The sequence below is a fragment of the Actinoallomurus liliacearum genome, assembly GCF_039542035.1.
Taxonomy (GTDB): Bacteria; Actinomycetota; Actinomycetes; order Streptosporangiales; family Streptosporangiaceae; genus Actinoallomurus; species Actinoallomurus liliacearum.
The window spans coordinates 392,511-405,747 of record NZ_BAABHJ010000005.1; the positions used below are offsets into that span (position 1 = coordinate 392,511).

Sequence of the window (13,237 nt, forward strand, 5' to 3'; positions counted from 1 at the left end):
TCGGGTCGTGGCCTCGGTCGCTTGCATAGTGATGCATCCTCATGCATACTTGTGCTCATGTCCAAGGTGCTGACCTCCCTGCCTGTCGGCGAACGTGTCGGGATCGCGTTCTCCGGCGGCCTCGACACGTCGGTTGCGGTCGCGTGGATGCGCGAGAAGGGTGCGGTTCCCTGCACCTACACCGCCGACATCGGGCAGTACGACGAGCCCGACATCGCCTCGGTGCCCGGGCGCGCCACCGCGTACGGCGCGGAGGTCGCCCGGCTGATCGACTGCCGGGCGGCCCTCGTGGAAGAGGGTCTGGCGGCCCTGGCCTGCGGGGCGTTCCACATCCGCTCCGGCGGCCGCGCGTATTTCAACACCACCCCGCTGGGGCGGGCCGTCGCGGGCACGCTGCTGGTGCGGGCGATGCTCGAGGACGACGTGCAGATCTGGGGCGACGGCTCCACCTTCAAGGGCAACGACATCGAGCGGTTCTACCGGTACGGCCTGCTCGCCAACCCCTCCCTGCGGATCTACAAGCCGTGGCTCGACGCGGACTTCGTGAACGAGCTCGGGGGCCGCAAGGAGATGTCCGAGTGGCTGCTCGCTCACGGCCTGCCCTACCGGGACAGCACGGAGAAGGCCTACTCCACCGACGCGAACATCTGGGGCGCGACCCACGAGGCCAAGTCGCTGGAGCACCTCGACGCGGGCATCGAGATCGTCGACCCGATCATGGGCGTCCGGTTCTGGGACCCCGAGGTGGAGATCCCCACCGAGGACGTCACGATCGGCTTCGAAGCCGGGCGGCCGGTGACGATCAACGGCAAGGAGTTCGGCTCCGCCGTCGACCTGGTGCTGGAGGCCAACGCCATCGGCGGCCGGCACGGCCTGGGCATGTCCGACCAGATCGAGAACCGCATCATCGAGGCGAAGAGCCGGGGCGTCTACGAGGCGCCGGGCATGGCGCTGCTGCACGCCGCGTACGAGCGGTTGGTCAACGCCATCCACAACGAGGACACCCTCGCCAGCTACCACAACGAGGGCCGGAAGCTCGGCAGGCTGATGTACGAGGGCCGCTGGCTCGACCCGCAGGCGCTGATGCTGCGCGAGTCGCTGCAGCGCTGGGTCGGCACGGCCGTCACCGGCGAGGTGACGCTGCGGCTGCGGCGCGGTGAGGACTACTCCATCCTGGGCACCTCCGGGCCGGCGTTCAGCTACCACCCCGACAAGCTGTCCATGGAGCGGACCGAGGACGCCGCGTTCGGGCCGGTCGACCGGATCGGTCAGCTGACGATGCGGAACCTCGACATCGCCGACTCCCGGTCCAAGCTCGAGCAGTACGCCGCACTCGGCATGGTCGGCAGCAGCCGCCCGCACCCGACCCTGATCGGCGCGGAGCAGGCGGCCTCGACCGGGCTGATCGGCGCGATGGCCGAGGGCGGCGCCGAGGCGATCGCCTCCGGCCGGGCGGAGTCGGCCGCCGGGGCGGTCGCCGTCGACGACGAGCTGCTCGACAACGCCGCGATGGAGTTCGGCGTCGACTGACCCGCCGGCGGTCCGGGCCGGGAGCCCGGACCCCCGACGACGGTCAGAACGACCGGGAGCGCTGGTCCACTCCCGGTCCGCCGTACGGATAGTCGGCGACCGTCGGGGTGCTGGCCTCGTCCAGCAGCGCGGTCTCCGACTCCGACAGGTGCAGGCCGGCCGCGCCCAGGTTGTCGTCGAGCTGCTCCAGGGTCCGGGCGCCGAGGATCACCGAGGTGACCATCGGGCGGTCGGCGACCCACGCCAGCGCCACCTGCGCCATCGACACACCACGGGCCTCGGCGACCTGGCGGACCGTGTCCACGATCCGCCAGGTCCGCTCCTGCGCGTTGCGCGGCGCGTACGCCTCCATTCCGCGTTCCGGGTCCTCGCCCAGCCGGGTCGCTCCGGTCGGAACCTCGTCCCGCCGGTACTTCCCGGTCAGCCAGCCGCCGGCCAGCGGCGACCACGGCAGGATGCCGACGCCCTCGTTCCGGCAGACGTCCACCAGCTCGAACTCGATGTCCCGGCTGATCAGGTTGTACTGCGGCTGCAGGGTCGCGATCGGCGTGAGGCCGCGGACCTCGGCGAGCGTGGCGGCCTTCTGCAGCTGCCAGCCGACGAAGTTGCTGACCCCGACGTAGCGGATCTTGCCGGCGCGTACGGCGTCGTCGTAGAAGCGCAGGGTCTCCTCGATCGGGGTGAGCGGATCCCACGCGTGCGCCTGGTAGAGGTCGATGGCCTCCACGCCGAGCCGGCGCAGGCTCGCGTCCAGCGCCCGCGTCAGGTACGTACGGCTCAGCCCGAGGTCATTGGGTCCGTCGCCCATCGGGAAGCGTCCCTTGGTGGCGAGCACGACCCGGTCCCGGACGCCCGGCCGAGCCGCGAACCACCGCCCGATGATCTCCTCGGAACGGCCCTGCGAGTAGACGTCCGCGGTGTCGATGAAGTTGCCGCCGCGCTCGACGAACCGGTCGAGCAGCGCGTGGGACGTCTTCTCGTCGCTCTCCTTGCCGAAGGTCATGGCGCCCAGGCACAGCGTGGACACGAGGGTTCCGGTGGGGCCGAGGGGCCGGTGTTCCATCCTTACGCCTTTCGATTCGATCATGCCGTTCGCCAGGCCTGCACGACGACGATGAGGTCACAGCAGTAAACCAGCGAGCCGTCCCGTCACGCACCGCTGTGCGGTTCGTCCACCCGGCCTCGTACGGGCTCTTCCGGGCGGGGCATCGTGACGCCGTAGAGGGCCGAGGTCCAGGCGTTCGTGAGGGTGTCGATGAGGACCTGCTCGTCGTCGAAGGGCGGAACGCCGGCCGCGGCCAGGTAGTAGAGGCGCTCGCCCATCCAGGTCAGCGAGGCGGCCACCGCGCGCACGTCCATCGAGCCGAGCCGTTCGCGAGCGTGCGGATCGTTGTGGATCCGCGCGGCGGCGGCCTCGGTGAACGTGTCCATCTGCTCGAGCCAGAGGTCCCGCAGCCCCTCGTCGGATCCCCAGCTCTCCACGATCGCCATGAGCACGCCCGCGTTCTCACGCCAGAGCCGGGCGCCGTCGCTGACGCCCGCCCGGAGCGCGGCGACCGGGTTCTGCTCCTGGGCGATCCAGGGTTGTGCCGCCTGTTGCCCCTGCGCGACCGCGTCGCGCACCAGCTCGCCGAGCACGGCCTGCTTGCTCGGGAAATAGAAGTAGAAGCTGGCCCGGGAGACCCCGGCGGCGGTCAGGACGTCGGCGACGCTGAGATCGTCGAAGCGACGCCCGCGCAGCAGCTCGCGCGTCGCGGACAGGATGCGTTCGCGCAGCTCCGCGGGGGCCGGCTGGGGCCCGGATCGGCGGGCAGAGGGCGCGGTCCGCTTGGCAGGCATGCCGTCCATCCTAACGAACGCGGACGAAGCGTATGGACTTCATGTCCATACACAGTGTATGGTCCGCCGCATGACTCAGATAGCGATCCACCTTGTCGTCACCGACCCGGACCAGGCCGCCACCTGGTACGCCGACGCCCTGGGCGCACGGGAGACGAGCCGGCTCACCCTGCCCGACGGCCGTACGCTGACGGTCGAGCTCCTGCTCGGGGAGACCGTCCTGGCGGTCGCCGGCGAGCTGCCCGACCTGGGGATGCGCGCCCCCGCCGCTCTCGGCGGCACCTCCGCCGCCATGCACGTACGGGTCCCGGACGCCGACGCGGCCTGGGCGCGGGCGATGGAGTCCGGCGCCACGGTCTTCGAGCCCGTGCACGACGCCTTCTGGGGGGACCGTACGGGCCAGTTGCTGGATCCCTTCGGGCACCGCTGGGCGCTGGACCAGCACGTACGGGACATGCCGCAGGAGGAGATCGCCGCCCGCGCCGCGGAGCTGTTCGACGGCTCGGTGACGGCGTGAGGTACCGCACCCTGGGCGGCAGCGGCCTGCGCGTCCCCGAACTGATCCTCGGCGCGATGACCTTCGGCGAGCAGGGCGGGGTCGGCGCGCCGCTGCCGGAATGCCGCCGGATGCTGGACCTGGACGCCGAGGCCGGCGGCAACATGATCGACACCGCGGTCAACTATCGCGGCGGCGCCAGCGAGGAGTTCCTCGGGGAGCTGCTGCGGGGCAGACGGGAGTCATTCGTGCTGGGCACGAAGTACTCCGTGTCCCGGAATCCCGCCGACCCGAACGCCGCCGGCAACCACCGCAAGAACCTGCGCGCGTCGCTGGAGACCAGCCTGCGCCGGCTGCGCACGGACCACGTCGACGTGTACTGGGTGCACATGTGGGACCGTGACACGCCGATCGAGGAGACCATGCGCGCGCTGGACGACGCGGTCCAGGCGGGCAAGGTGCTGTACGTCGGGATCTCCGACGCCCCCGCCTGGGTGGTCGCCCGCGCGAACACGCTGGCGCAGTGGCACGGCTGGAGCCCGTTCATCGGCCTGCAGGTCCCCTACAGCCTGCTGCAGCGCGACGTCGAACGCGAGCTGCTGCCGATGGCCGAGGCCCTCGGGATCGGCGTGACGGCGTGGAGCCCGCTGGGCGGCGGGGTGCTGTCCGGGAAGTACACCCGCCCGGACGGGACCGCGGCCCGCGGCCGGCTGTCGGCGGACTCGCTCTCGGAGCGGGACCACGCCGTCGCGCGGGTCGTACAGGAGGTCGCCGACGGCCTCGGCACCACGCCCTCCCAGGTGGCCATCGCCTGGGTGATGAGCCGCTCCCGCGCCGTTCACCCCATCGTCGGGGCCCGCGACGTCGACCAGCTCCGCGACAACCTCGCCGCCGCCGACCTCGTCCTGCCCCCGGAGGCCGTCACCCGCCTGGAAGAGGCGACCGGCTTCACGCTCGGATTCCCGGGCGACTTCATCGCCCAGAACTCCCCGTGGGTCTTCGGCTCCGCCCTCGTCGCCCCGGACGCCGCGCCCCGGTAGTCACCCGCCGTCGAGAGCGTCACTCCCGCTCAGACCCCGTCGGTCCTGGCGCGTACCGGTCGCGCTCCGCCCGCAGGCACCGGATCCCGCGGCGTCATTCTCCAGACGGATGGCATCGGCCCGGCCGGCGGCGACACTGGACACATCGGGCCACGCGGCAGGGGAGGAACACAGTGCGAGGGCATCGGGGACGATGGCTGGTCGTGCCGGTCGTGCTCGCCGTGGCGGGCTGGGCGTCGGCGTGCGGCGGAGGGGACTCCGGCGACGCGTCTCCGCACCGGTCCGCGACGCCCGGTGCGACCGCGTCGAAGCGGTCCGGCGCGACCGGCCGGCCCGCCGCGACGCCGACCTCGGCGTACGACCCGGTGCGGTTCGCCGCGCAGGTCCGCAAGCACGCGCGCACGGCGAAGATCTCCCCGCAGCTGCTGATGGCGATCCTGTACAACGAGTCGGACAAGCCGCACGACCCGGCGTTCGAGCGGGCCTGGCAGAAGATCAAGCCGGACGCCGCGTTCGGCATCGCCGACATGCACAGGGCCGCGTTCGACGAGGTCAAGCGCGGTCGCTCCTTCGCCGATCGCCGATGGGACGAGCTGCCGGACGATCCGGACCTCGCCATCACCGCGGCGGCCTGGTACCTCCATGACCTGGCCGTCCGCCTGCCCGCCCGGCGGTCGGGCCACTACACCCGGAACGAACTGCTCGCCCTCGGATACAACGCGGGCCCCGGCAACATGCTGGCGTTCGCCCGAGGTGCCCGACCCGGATCGGTCGCCCAGTCCTACCTCGACCGGCTGCGCCAGAACTGGCCCGTGGCCGAGCGCGCCCTCCACAGCGCGTAGCGACGGTCTCCGCGACATGCCGGTGCGGCGCCCCGCCGTCAAACGGTGTCCGCGGCGGTCTGTACGAACCGGGCGACTTTCACGAGGTCACGGAAGCGGAGATACGCCGCCTGATCATCGCGCCACCGGTCGGGTTCCAGCCGTCGCCGCCGGAGCTCGGCGGTGCACTCGGCGAGCATCCTCCGGTGTTCGTCCGACAGCGGGCCGCCGGACCGGAGTGAGGCGCTGACGCAGGTGCTCAAGTCCTCGGTGACCCGGTCGGGCGGGGTCAGCAGGGCGGGGAGGCGCTTGCGGCACCAGAATTCGAGCGCGTGCAGCGCCGCGCGTCTGGGCGCGCCGTACCAGTGGTCGGGGAAGTGACTCGGGTTCCGGTCCTCCGGCCGAGGGCTGCGCCGGCCGTGGCGCTTCGCCAGTGACCGCGCGGCCGCGTACGCACGAACGTCCGCCTTCCACGCTTCCCGGCTCTCGGTCAGCGCGTCAAGGGCCCGCAGGAGTGCCATCTCATCGCTGCCGAACGGCCCCGCCGATTCCTCCAGGAAGCTCAGGCTCGCGTGGAACCCGATCGGCCGATAGAGCTGAACGCAGGATCGAAGCGCGGATACCCGCCGGCCGTGCGGCTGGGAGGTATCACGCACCTTCCGCGCGTAGACCCCGAAGCTCATCGGGTCAGGCGGCGAGGAAACGCTCGACCGACGCGGCGAACCGCTCGGGAGCGGTGACCCAGGGGAAATGCGCGCCGGGCACTGAGGTGCTCCGCCCCTCGGGGAAGAGCGCGGCGTACGTGGCGGCCTGGTCAGGGGTGGGGGACGGGTCGTTCTCTCCGGAGATCACCAGGACGGGCGCCGGGAGCCGCTTGACGGCCGTACGGGTGGCGTCCGGGTCGAACGCCCCCTCACCGTGGAAGCCCTCGGCCGCCGCGCGTACGGGTGGGAATGATCGGGCGTGTGCCTCGGCCGTCCGGTCCCAGGGACTGTAGAGAAACGGCCGGGCGGCGAGATAGGTCTCCTCGCGCTCATCGCCGGACTCCCACGCTTCCAGCGCGGCGAACGCCTTCTCGTACCACGGCTCGGCCGACCGGCGGCGGATCCCGGCCAGCCATTCCTCGTCGGTCGGCTCCAGACCGACCGCGCGGGGGCTCGGCGTCACCAGGACGAGCCGACGGACGCGGTGCGGATGACGCGCGGCGTAGAGGACGGCGACATCGGCGGCCGCCGAATGGGCGAGCAGGTCGATCGCCGCCAGGCCCAGATGCTCCCGCAGGGCCTCGACGTCGGCGACGAGCCGGTCGGCCCGGTAGCCGCTCGGATCGGCGGGCGCGGCCGAGCCGCCGGTTCCCCGGTTGTCGAGCAGGATCAACCGGCGGGATGTGGTCAGGCCGCCCAGATCGCCGAGGTAGCCCGACGGCCGCCCCGGGCCGCCCGGCAGGCAGATGAGGGGATCACCCTGGCCTGCGAGGTGATACGCCAGAACGGTCCCGTCATGGGAGGAGAAGGTCGGCACGGGCCAAGGCGACCACAGGGACGGCGTGGCAGGCAAGCCGGGTGGCCGCCGGAGGAGGGGCCTTCCTCCTCCGGCGGATCCGCCGGGTGTTCCGGTCAGCCGACGACCGTGCAGGTCGTGGTGGCCTTCTTCGTCGGGTCGCTCTCCGAGGTGGCGGTCAGCCTGACCTGGCCGGCGTGGGCCGCGCCCGCACCGCGCTTCGCGTACACCCGCACCGCCGTACGCTCACCCGCCTTGGCCGTGGCGAGGGCGTTCGGCAGCCAGGCCGTCCAGCCCCGGCCCGCCGTGGTCGCGGACAGGCGGTAGACGTCGGAGTCGCCGTACGGGGCGGTCCCGGCCGTGCCGGTGTTGCGCAGCGGCAGCGTGCACCGGGCCCATCCCCGCTGCGGAGCCGCGACGCCGACGCCCGGCGAGAGGCTCACGCCCCGCCGCTGGGTCCCCGAACCGTCCAGCGACCGGACCGCGACCGTGTACGACAGGATGCCGGTCTTGTCGCGCTTGATGTCGAGCACGTAGAAGTGCAGGCGGTTCCCCTGGTCGACGTACTCGAACTCGCTGCCCGAGTCGGTGCCGGCGTGGAACAGCGCGTCGGAGAGCTGCCGGTAGTCGCCGATCGTCATCTTCTGCGGGGTGCCGTTCGGCAGCACGAAGTCGACCTTGTCGATGTCCTCCGGGTGGGCGTCGATCGTCCAGATGAACGGGGCGGCGTCGCGGTTCTTGGTCTTGGCGAGCAGGACCCCGCTGTCCGGGGTGAACGAGTCGAAGCCCATGCGGTCGACGACCTCGAGGGTGTAGTTGTCGTAACCGCCGCCGTCGCACAGCGGATCGGTCGAGACGTTGCAGGCGGGATCGTGGTCGCCGCCGGTCATCGCCAGGTTGATCCCGGTCAGCCCCCCGGAGCCGGGTTGGACCTCGCGGGCCCGCACCGTGGCCACGACGACACCCGACCCGGTCAGTCCCTCCCGGGAGAGGCTCAGGACGTTGGACGGGTCGACGATGCCGAGCTTCATCTTGTTGCGCAGCATGTGCTGGGCGCCCATCGAACTGCCCGCGGTGCCGGGGATCAGCCAGCGGCTGTGCGGGCCGCCGGGACCGTTGAACGTACCCCGGCTGAGCATCTCCCAGGGGCCGGAGTAGTCGCGGCGGGCCGGAACGGAGTACGGGTTGTTGTAGTTGTCGCCGATGCCGAGGATGTGGCTGAACTCGTGGGCGTAGGTGCCCATCCCGGAGCTCTCCGCCTGGATGGAGCTTCCGGCGGCGGCGTTCGGCCAGATGTTCGCGGAGGCCTGCCAGGACGTCCAGTCGACGTAGCGGGTCTTGTTCCAGTTCGGCAGCGCCGGGTCCGGCGGCCCCCAGTCGTCGGTGACGTCCTGGGGCGTGTTGAACTTCATCTGCCCGAACTCCTGCCAGGTGGACGACTCGTCCTGCCCGGCGCTGAGGAAGAACACGAAGTCGTACTGCGACGCGACCTGCTCACCGACGTCGGCGATCCACGCGGCGCGGGCGTCCTTGCGGAAGTCGCGGTCGCACGTGTCGCCCGCCGGGCAGCCCTGGTCGCCCTGGAAGTCGGACTCGATCCCGTACTCGTGACTCTTGGCGGGCATCCGGTACGGGCCGAACCCCTTCAGATCGATGCCGTACCGGCCGCCGGAGTCCTCCATCCAGTACTCGTGGATGGTGTGCCCGCGGTTGAGCTGCCCCGGCTTGTTGAGGAAGTCCTGGTAGAACTGCGGCACCTGGTCGCGCGGCACGTCGCTCACCGAGGTCGGGTTGCCGTAGATCGTGGAGTTCTTCGGCTGGGAGATGACGAAGGACTGGTTCGGGTAGTCGACGAGGACGAGCGCGCCCTTGAAGTTCTTGATGGAGCCCGTGCGCGTGGGGTCGTTCCAGTGGGTGTCCGGGACGGCCTTGTAGTCGTCCCAGGTCATCGTGTCCGGCAGTTCGTAGTTCTGCGGGTCGATCGGGCGCGGGGCGTTCTGGGCGTACGCGCGCTGTGGCTGCGCCTGCTGCCACGGCTGGGTCCGCGGCCAGTGTCGCATCTGCCAGGGGTTCGGGGTCGGCTTCGGCGGTTTCGCGACCACGGCCGTCGCAGCCGTGCCGGACAGCAGCAGCACCGCCGTGGAGAGCACCGCGCACGCCGCCGTCCAGGCACCGAACACTCTGCGCGGCCGCCTCACGTCGGCGAACCTTGCGGGATCACGCATGACATGTCCTCTTTCGCGGGAAGGGTCCACGTCACCGGTCCGCTCCGGTGGGAGAGGGGGGTCGGGGGCTGGTCGGCGGAGCGGATCGGACGATCGATGATCTCCCGCGATCTTGGTTCGCGCCAGAGACGACGGACGCGGCGGAATGGCGAGATCCGGCCAGGCACACCAGCCGAGGATCCGGCGGATCGGCGTACCATCCGGTCGTGGTCCACTACGACGTCTTCCTCGCCGACTGCCCGGCCCGGACGACTCTGGAACTGGTCTCCGACACCTGGTCGGTGGTCGTCGTGATCGCGCTCGGCCGTGGTCCCGCCCGCTACTCCGAACTCCGCGAGAAGGTCGGCGGCATCAGCAAGAAGATGCTGACGCAGACGCTGCGCCGGCTCGGTGACAACGGACTGGTCGAGCGGCGCGCCCTCGCGACCGCGCCGCCCGGGGCGGAGTACCGCCTCACCGACCTCGGCCGCAGCCTCCTCGAACCGCTGTGCGCGCTGTCCCGCTGGGCCGAGGACAACACCGGGACGCTCCTCGACGCCCGCGCCGCCGGGGCCGTCCGCTCGGCATAGGGAACCGTTCGGTTCCCCACGGCTTCCTACGGTCTCAGGCAGTACTTCGACGTGACAGGAGGACTGCCATGAGAATCGGTGTGCTCGGAGCCGGAAGGATGACCGAGGCGCTCGTGCCCGGCTGGATACGCGCCGGACACGACGTCCTGATCGGCGGCCGTACCCCGGCCAAGGCCGAGGACCTCGCCCAGCGGGTCGGCGCCAAGGCGGGCACCCTGCGGGAGGCGGCCGAGTTCGGTGACGTGCTGCTGCTCGCCGTGCTCCTCGCCGGACTGGAGGAGACGCTGGTGGCGGCGGGCGGCCCCGAGGGGGCGCTGGCCGGTAAGACCATCATCGACTGCGGGAACGCCGTCGACCTCTCGGACTTCTCGCGGATCGCCTTCGAAGGCGGTATGTCGATGGCCGAGGAGGTGGCCCGTCTGGCGCCCGGCGCGCACGTCGTCAAGGCGTTCAACCAGGCGCACGGCGATGTCTGGAAGATGCGGCCGCCGGCCTTCGACGGCCGTCCGTTCGCCGTGCCGATCGCCGGCGACGAGGAGGGCAAGGCCGCGGCGCGCACCCTGATCACCGACCTCGGCGCGGAGTCCCTGGACGCCGGTGACCTGACGCAGGCCCGCCACCTGGAGGCCATGGCGATCATCGTGATCCGCCTGCTCTTCTCGGGCTACGACCCCCTGTCGGTGTTCGCCTTCACCGGCGGCACCGGAGCGACCACCACCTGAGGCGCGGCCCGGCGCGCACCGGCGACGTCCGGTCCGCGCGCCGGTCCGTACGTCCGGTGGCGTACGGGCCGTCGCGCGGGCTGCGCCCGGGACCGTACGGGACGAGGCCGCTCCTGAGGGACGACGCGCCGCGTACCCGCTCGGGAATCTTGGGGGCACTCGGAGAGCGCCGCCCGATCGGCGGCTCGGCAAGGGAGATGCCCTCATGGAGCTCGAACCTGCGGCAGGGCGAGGATGGCGGCCGGCGGGCGTCGGATTCGTCGTGGCGTTCGTGGCCGGTCTGGTGGCGAGCAGTGCGCTGGCCAAGACGTCCCTGTACCTGCCGGACGCGTCCGCCGCGCAGTTGCGGGAGTACTACACCGGCAGCGCCGCCGCCGTCGTGACCGCCGCGGCGCTGCAGGCGGTCGCGGCGGTGTGCCTCGCCTGGTTCGGCGTCGGCCTGGCCCGGACCCTCGATCCCGGGGGACCGGAGGCCGGGCGCGTCCGGTGGGCGGGCGGGGCCGCGGCGGCGGCCTTCGGCGCCTCGGTGGCGTTGTCGCTGCTGCTCGTGGCGATCGCCGACGACGCCGGGGACGGCACGCTGAAGGCGCTCGGCCGGCTCACGTTGGCGTGTGGCGGCGCGTTGCACCTGACCGCGCTGGGGGCCCTGGTCTGGCTCGTCTCCCGGACCGGCCTCCCCGTGGGCTTCCGGCCCCGGTGGGCGCTGCGGTTCGGCCTCGTGCTGGCTCCCCTGCTCGCGGTGTCGCTGGTCTCGATCGTCGTGACGCCCGTCACCCGGCTCGAGCCGCTGTGGCGACTGCTGTCGGCGATCTGGATGATCGCCGTGGCCACCGCCGGACGGAGGCGGGCGGTGGCCACGGCCCCGCAGAGCTGAGCCACCGCTTGCTACGGGTCGCCGGAACGCTCCGCCGTGCCCAGGCGGTCGGCGACAGGCCAGACGTACGGCAGGTCGTCGGGGACGCCGGGGAAGAACCGGGCGTAGTGGTCGGGGTCCTTGCGGAGCAGCGCGGACTGGTGGCTGCGGTGGAAGTCCGGATCGCCCAGCCAGGGCGGCAGGGCGCCGGCCGCGGCCAGCCCGGCCTGGTCGCGGGCGGCGGGGATGAATCTCGCCGTGCGCAGTTCGGTGCGCAGGCCGGCGGCGCAGGTGTCCCGGCGGCCCGCGCTGCACCACTCGCGGCAGATCACCAGGCCGTAGCACGTCAGCGCCTCCTCGTACCCGGTCCACATCCGGACCGCCGGGTGGTGCCGCCAGCCGTAGCCGGGCACGGTCAGCCCGCGCAGCACCTGCAGCGCCTCGACCCGCTGCTTCCCGAGGCGGCGCTGATCGAGGACACGCGCCGTCGCGGCGAAGTCCGCGTAGGGAAGGAAGGTCTGCATCGCGTCCCCCGGATCCGCCGGCAGCGGGGCACCGGCTCGTCCCCGTCCCCTACCCACGCGAGCGCGGCCCGCTCCTCGGCGTACGGAACGCTCGGCGAACGACGCGTCGGCCGGGCGACTCGGGCGCCATGTCCTCGATCTCAACGCCGTTGGCCGAGCGTTCGGTGGCCCGTTCAGCGGTTCGCCCGAGGCCAGGCCAGGAGCCGGTCGACGTGCCGCCGGGTGAGCAACGGGCCCACGTGCACGTTCGCCTCATGCTCCCACGTGGTCGCCCAGACCAGGTCGTACCGGTCCGCGAGCTCCCTGAGCCAGTCCCCGTGCGCCGGGGAGAGGCGGACGGTCAGCCCGCCGATCCGATGTGCCGTGAAGCCCTCGGTGTCCGTGGCCGCCGGGTTGAGCACCCCGTCGATGTCCACGTACAGCAGCGGCCTGGTCGCCGGTCGGCTGCCAGGCCGCGGCACCCCGCCGATGCCCCAAGCCACCGGATCATGATCCCTGACGGGCCGGTCCCGAAGCCAGGACGCCTTCTCAGCGCGCGGACCGCTCCGCCGGGGGAGCGGACGACGGCGGCACTCTGCGGGGGACACCGTGCCAGTAGGCGGCCTGGTCGCTGGTCTGCTTCACCACCGCGTCGGGACGCGGAGCGTCCGGCCAGAACTGGAGGAGATACCGGTCAGGACCCAGGTCATCGCCGTCCGGCGTGTCCAGCTCGGCGCCCGCGTCCATTCCGGTCGCGGAGTAACGGACCCGGTAGGAGACCTGATCGAGCTCCAGCGGATAGGAGTTCGCGCCCCATTCCGCAAGGACGACGTCCGGGCCGACAGGTGTGAACGAGACCTCGACGATGTCCTCCCAGGCGTACTCCGTGGGAGGCGCGCTCTTGTGCAGCTCGACCGTGAAGGCGACGTCCCCGGTGTGCAGGCCGGTGACGAGGAACAGGGAGCCCGGTACCGCGCCGCCGCACAACCCGTTGGACTGGCCGGCGAAGGTGGCGTACATGTCGCCGCCGAAGCCGCCACCGCTCTCGACATAGATTTGGCGGTAGGCCACGAACACCTCGCCGTCGAACAACGTGCGCATCGCCGTCTCCCTCACTGCGGACTTCGAGGCAGTCTGCC

Annotated in this window: 15 protein-coding genes; 7 read left to right on the forward strand and 8 right to left on the reverse strand. The window is 71.9% G+C overall.

Annotated elements, in window-relative coordinates; genetic code table 11:
* The first annotated feature begins 57 nt into the window (after window positions 1-57).
* Complete coding sequence (gene argG / locus ABD978_RS09480; RefSeq protein WP_345351686.1) at window positions 58-1,530, forward strand: argininosuccinate synthase; 1,473 nt, start codon at window positions 58-60, stop codon at window positions 1,528-1,530.
* Between the two features lie 43 nt (window positions 1,531-1,573).
* Here the strand turns inward: argG and ABD978_RS09485 are convergent, their stop codons facing one another.
* A complete protein-coding gene (locus ABD978_RS09485) occupies window positions 1,574-2,593 on the reverse strand; it encodes an aldo/keto reductase (protein WP_345351689.1) in 1,020 nt (339 codons plus the stop codon).
* Window positions 2,594-2,679: 86 nt separating this feature from the next.
* A complete protein-coding gene (locus ABD978_RS09490) occupies window positions 2,680-3,369 on the reverse strand; it encodes a TetR/AcrR family transcriptional regulator (RefSeq protein WP_345351692.1) in 690 nt (229 codons plus the stop codon).
* Between the two features lie 70 nt (window positions 3,370-3,439).
* On the opposite strand from ABD978_RS09490, the gene ABD978_RS09495 reads away from it, so the two are divergent.
* From ABD978_RS09495 to ABD978_RS09505, 3 genes are all read left to right on the forward strand, one after another.
* Window positions 3,440-3,886 carry a VOC family protein gene (locus ABD978_RS09495; RefSeq protein WP_345351695.1) on the forward strand — a complete coding sequence of 149 codons (447 nt, stop codon included), beginning with the start codon at window positions 3,440-3,442 and terminating at the stop codon, window positions 3,884-3,886.
* Window positions 3,883-4,905, forward strand: a complete 1,023-nt coding sequence (locus ABD978_RS09500) for an aldo/keto reductase (RefSeq protein ID WP_345351698.1) — start codon at window positions 3,883-3,885, stop codon at window positions 4,903-4,905. The genes ABD978_RS09495 and ABD978_RS09500 overlap by 4 nt, the downstream gene beginning before the upstream one ends.
* A 173-nt stretch (window positions 4,906-5,078) precedes the next feature.
* Window positions 5,079-5,747 (forward strand): transglycosylase SLT domain-containing protein, encoded by a 669-nt coding sequence (locus ABD978_RS09505; RefSeq protein ID WP_345351702.1) that lies wholly within the window; start codon window positions 5,079-5,081, stop codon window positions 5,745-5,747.
* Between the two features lie 38 nt (window positions 5,748-5,785).
* Here the strand turns inward: ABD978_RS09505 and ABD978_RS09510 are convergent, their stop codons facing one another.
* From ABD978_RS09510 to ABD978_RS09520, 3 genes are all read right to left on the reverse strand, one after another.
* Complete coding sequence (locus ABD978_RS09510) at window positions 5,786-6,382, reverse strand: hypothetical protein (RefSeq protein WP_345351705.1); 597 nt, start codon at window positions 6,380-6,382, stop codon at window positions 5,786-5,788.
* 31 nt (window positions 6,383-6,413) lie between these two features.
* Window positions 6,414-7,247, reverse strand: coding sequence for an alpha/beta fold hydrolase (locus ABD978_RS09515; RefSeq protein WP_345351708.1), 834 nt, complete (start codon window positions 7,245-7,247; stop codon window positions 6,414-6,416).
* 95 nt (window positions 7,248-7,342) lie between these two features.
* Window positions 7,343-9,451 carry a M6 family metalloprotease domain-containing protein gene (locus ABD978_RS09520; protein WP_345351711.1) on the reverse strand — a complete coding sequence of 703 codons (2,109 nt, stop codon included), beginning with the start codon at window positions 9,449-9,451 and terminating at the stop codon, window positions 7,343-7,345.
* A 206-nt stretch (window positions 9,452-9,657) separates the two neighbouring features.
* Here ABD978_RS09520 and ABD978_RS09525 point away from each other — a divergent pair, with 206 nt between their 5' ends.
* The 3 genes from ABD978_RS09525 (at window position 9,658) to ABD978_RS09535 (ending at window position 11,616) form a co-directional block, all read left to right on the forward strand.
* Window positions 9,658-10,020 (forward strand): winged helix-turn-helix transcriptional regulator, encoded by a 363-nt coding sequence (locus tag ABD978_RS09525; RefSeq protein WP_345351714.1) that lies wholly within the window; start codon window positions 9,658-9,660, stop codon window positions 10,018-10,020.
* A 68-nt stretch (window positions 10,021-10,088) separates the two neighbouring features.
* Window positions 10,089-10,742, forward strand: coding sequence for an NADPH-dependent F420 reductase (locus ABD978_RS09530; protein ID WP_345351717.1), 654 nt, complete (start codon window positions 10,089-10,091; stop codon window positions 10,740-10,742).
* 205 nt (window positions 10,743-10,947) lie between these two features.
* Window positions 10,948-11,616, forward strand: coding sequence for a hypothetical protein (locus tag ABD978_RS09535; protein ID WP_345351720.1), 669 nt, complete (start codon window positions 10,948-10,950; stop codon window positions 11,614-11,616).
* 11 nt (window positions 11,617-11,627) lie between these two features.
* On the opposite strand, the gene ABD978_RS09540 is transcribed toward ABD978_RS09535, so the two are convergent.
* The 3 genes from ABD978_RS09540 to ABD978_RS09550 all read right to left on the reverse strand — a co-directional run bounded on the left by ABD978_RS09540 (window position 11,628) and on the right by ABD978_RS09550 (window position 13,199).
* Entirely contained in the window at window positions 11,628-12,176 is a 549-nt protein-coding gene (locus ABD978_RS09540; protein WP_345351723.1) for an MSMEG_6728 family protein, read from the reverse strand.
* A 116-nt stretch (window positions 12,177-12,292) separates the two neighbouring features.
* Window positions 12,293-12,601: an HAD domain-containing protein gene (locus ABD978_RS09545; protein ID WP_345351726.1), complete on the reverse strand. Its 309-nt coding sequence runs from the start codon at window positions 12,599-12,601 to the stop codon at window positions 12,293-12,295.
* Between the two features lie 46 nt (window positions 12,602-12,647).
* Window positions 12,648-13,199: a hypothetical protein gene (locus ABD978_RS09550; protein ID WP_345351728.1), complete on the reverse strand. Its 552-nt coding sequence runs from the start codon at window positions 13,197-13,199 to the stop codon at window positions 12,648-12,650.
* Window positions 13,200-13,237: the final 38 nt, after the last annotated feature.

What these genes read in the sequence shown, in the direction of transcription:
- argG (WP_345351686.1), top strand. Translation starts at nt 58, where the DNA reads ATGTCCAAGGTGCTGACCTCCCTGCCTGTCGGCGAACGTGTCGGGATC.
- ABD978_RS09485 (WP_345351689.1), bottom strand. Translation starts at nt 2,593, where the DNA reads ATGGAACACCGGCCCCTCGGCCCCACCGGAACCCTCGTGTCCACGCTG.
- ABD978_RS09490 (WP_345351692.1), bottom strand. Translation starts at nt 3,369, where the DNA reads ATGCCTGCCAAGCGGACCGCGCCCTCTGCCCGCCGATCCGGGCCCCAG.
- ABD978_RS09495 (WP_345351695.1), top strand. Translation starts at nt 3,440, where the DNA reads ATGACTCAGATAGCGATCCACCTTGTCGTCACCGACCCGGACCAGGCC.
- ABD978_RS09520 (WP_345351711.1), bottom strand. Translation starts at nt 9,451, where the DNA reads ATGCGTGATCCCGCAAGGTTCGCCGACGTGAGGCGGCCGCGCAGAGTG.
- ABD978_RS09530 (WP_345351717.1), top strand. Translation starts at nt 10,089, where the DNA reads ATGAGAATCGGTGTGCTCGGAGCCGGAAGGATGACCGAGGCGCTCGTG.
- ABD978_RS09535 (WP_345351720.1), top strand. Translation starts at nt 10,948, where the DNA reads ATGGAGCTCGAACCTGCGGCAGGGCGAGGATGGCGGCCGGCGGGCGTC.
- ABD978_RS09550 (WP_345351728.1), bottom strand. Translation starts at nt 13,199, where the DNA reads ATGCGCACGTTGTTCGACGGCGAGGTGTTCGTGGCCTACCGCCAAATC.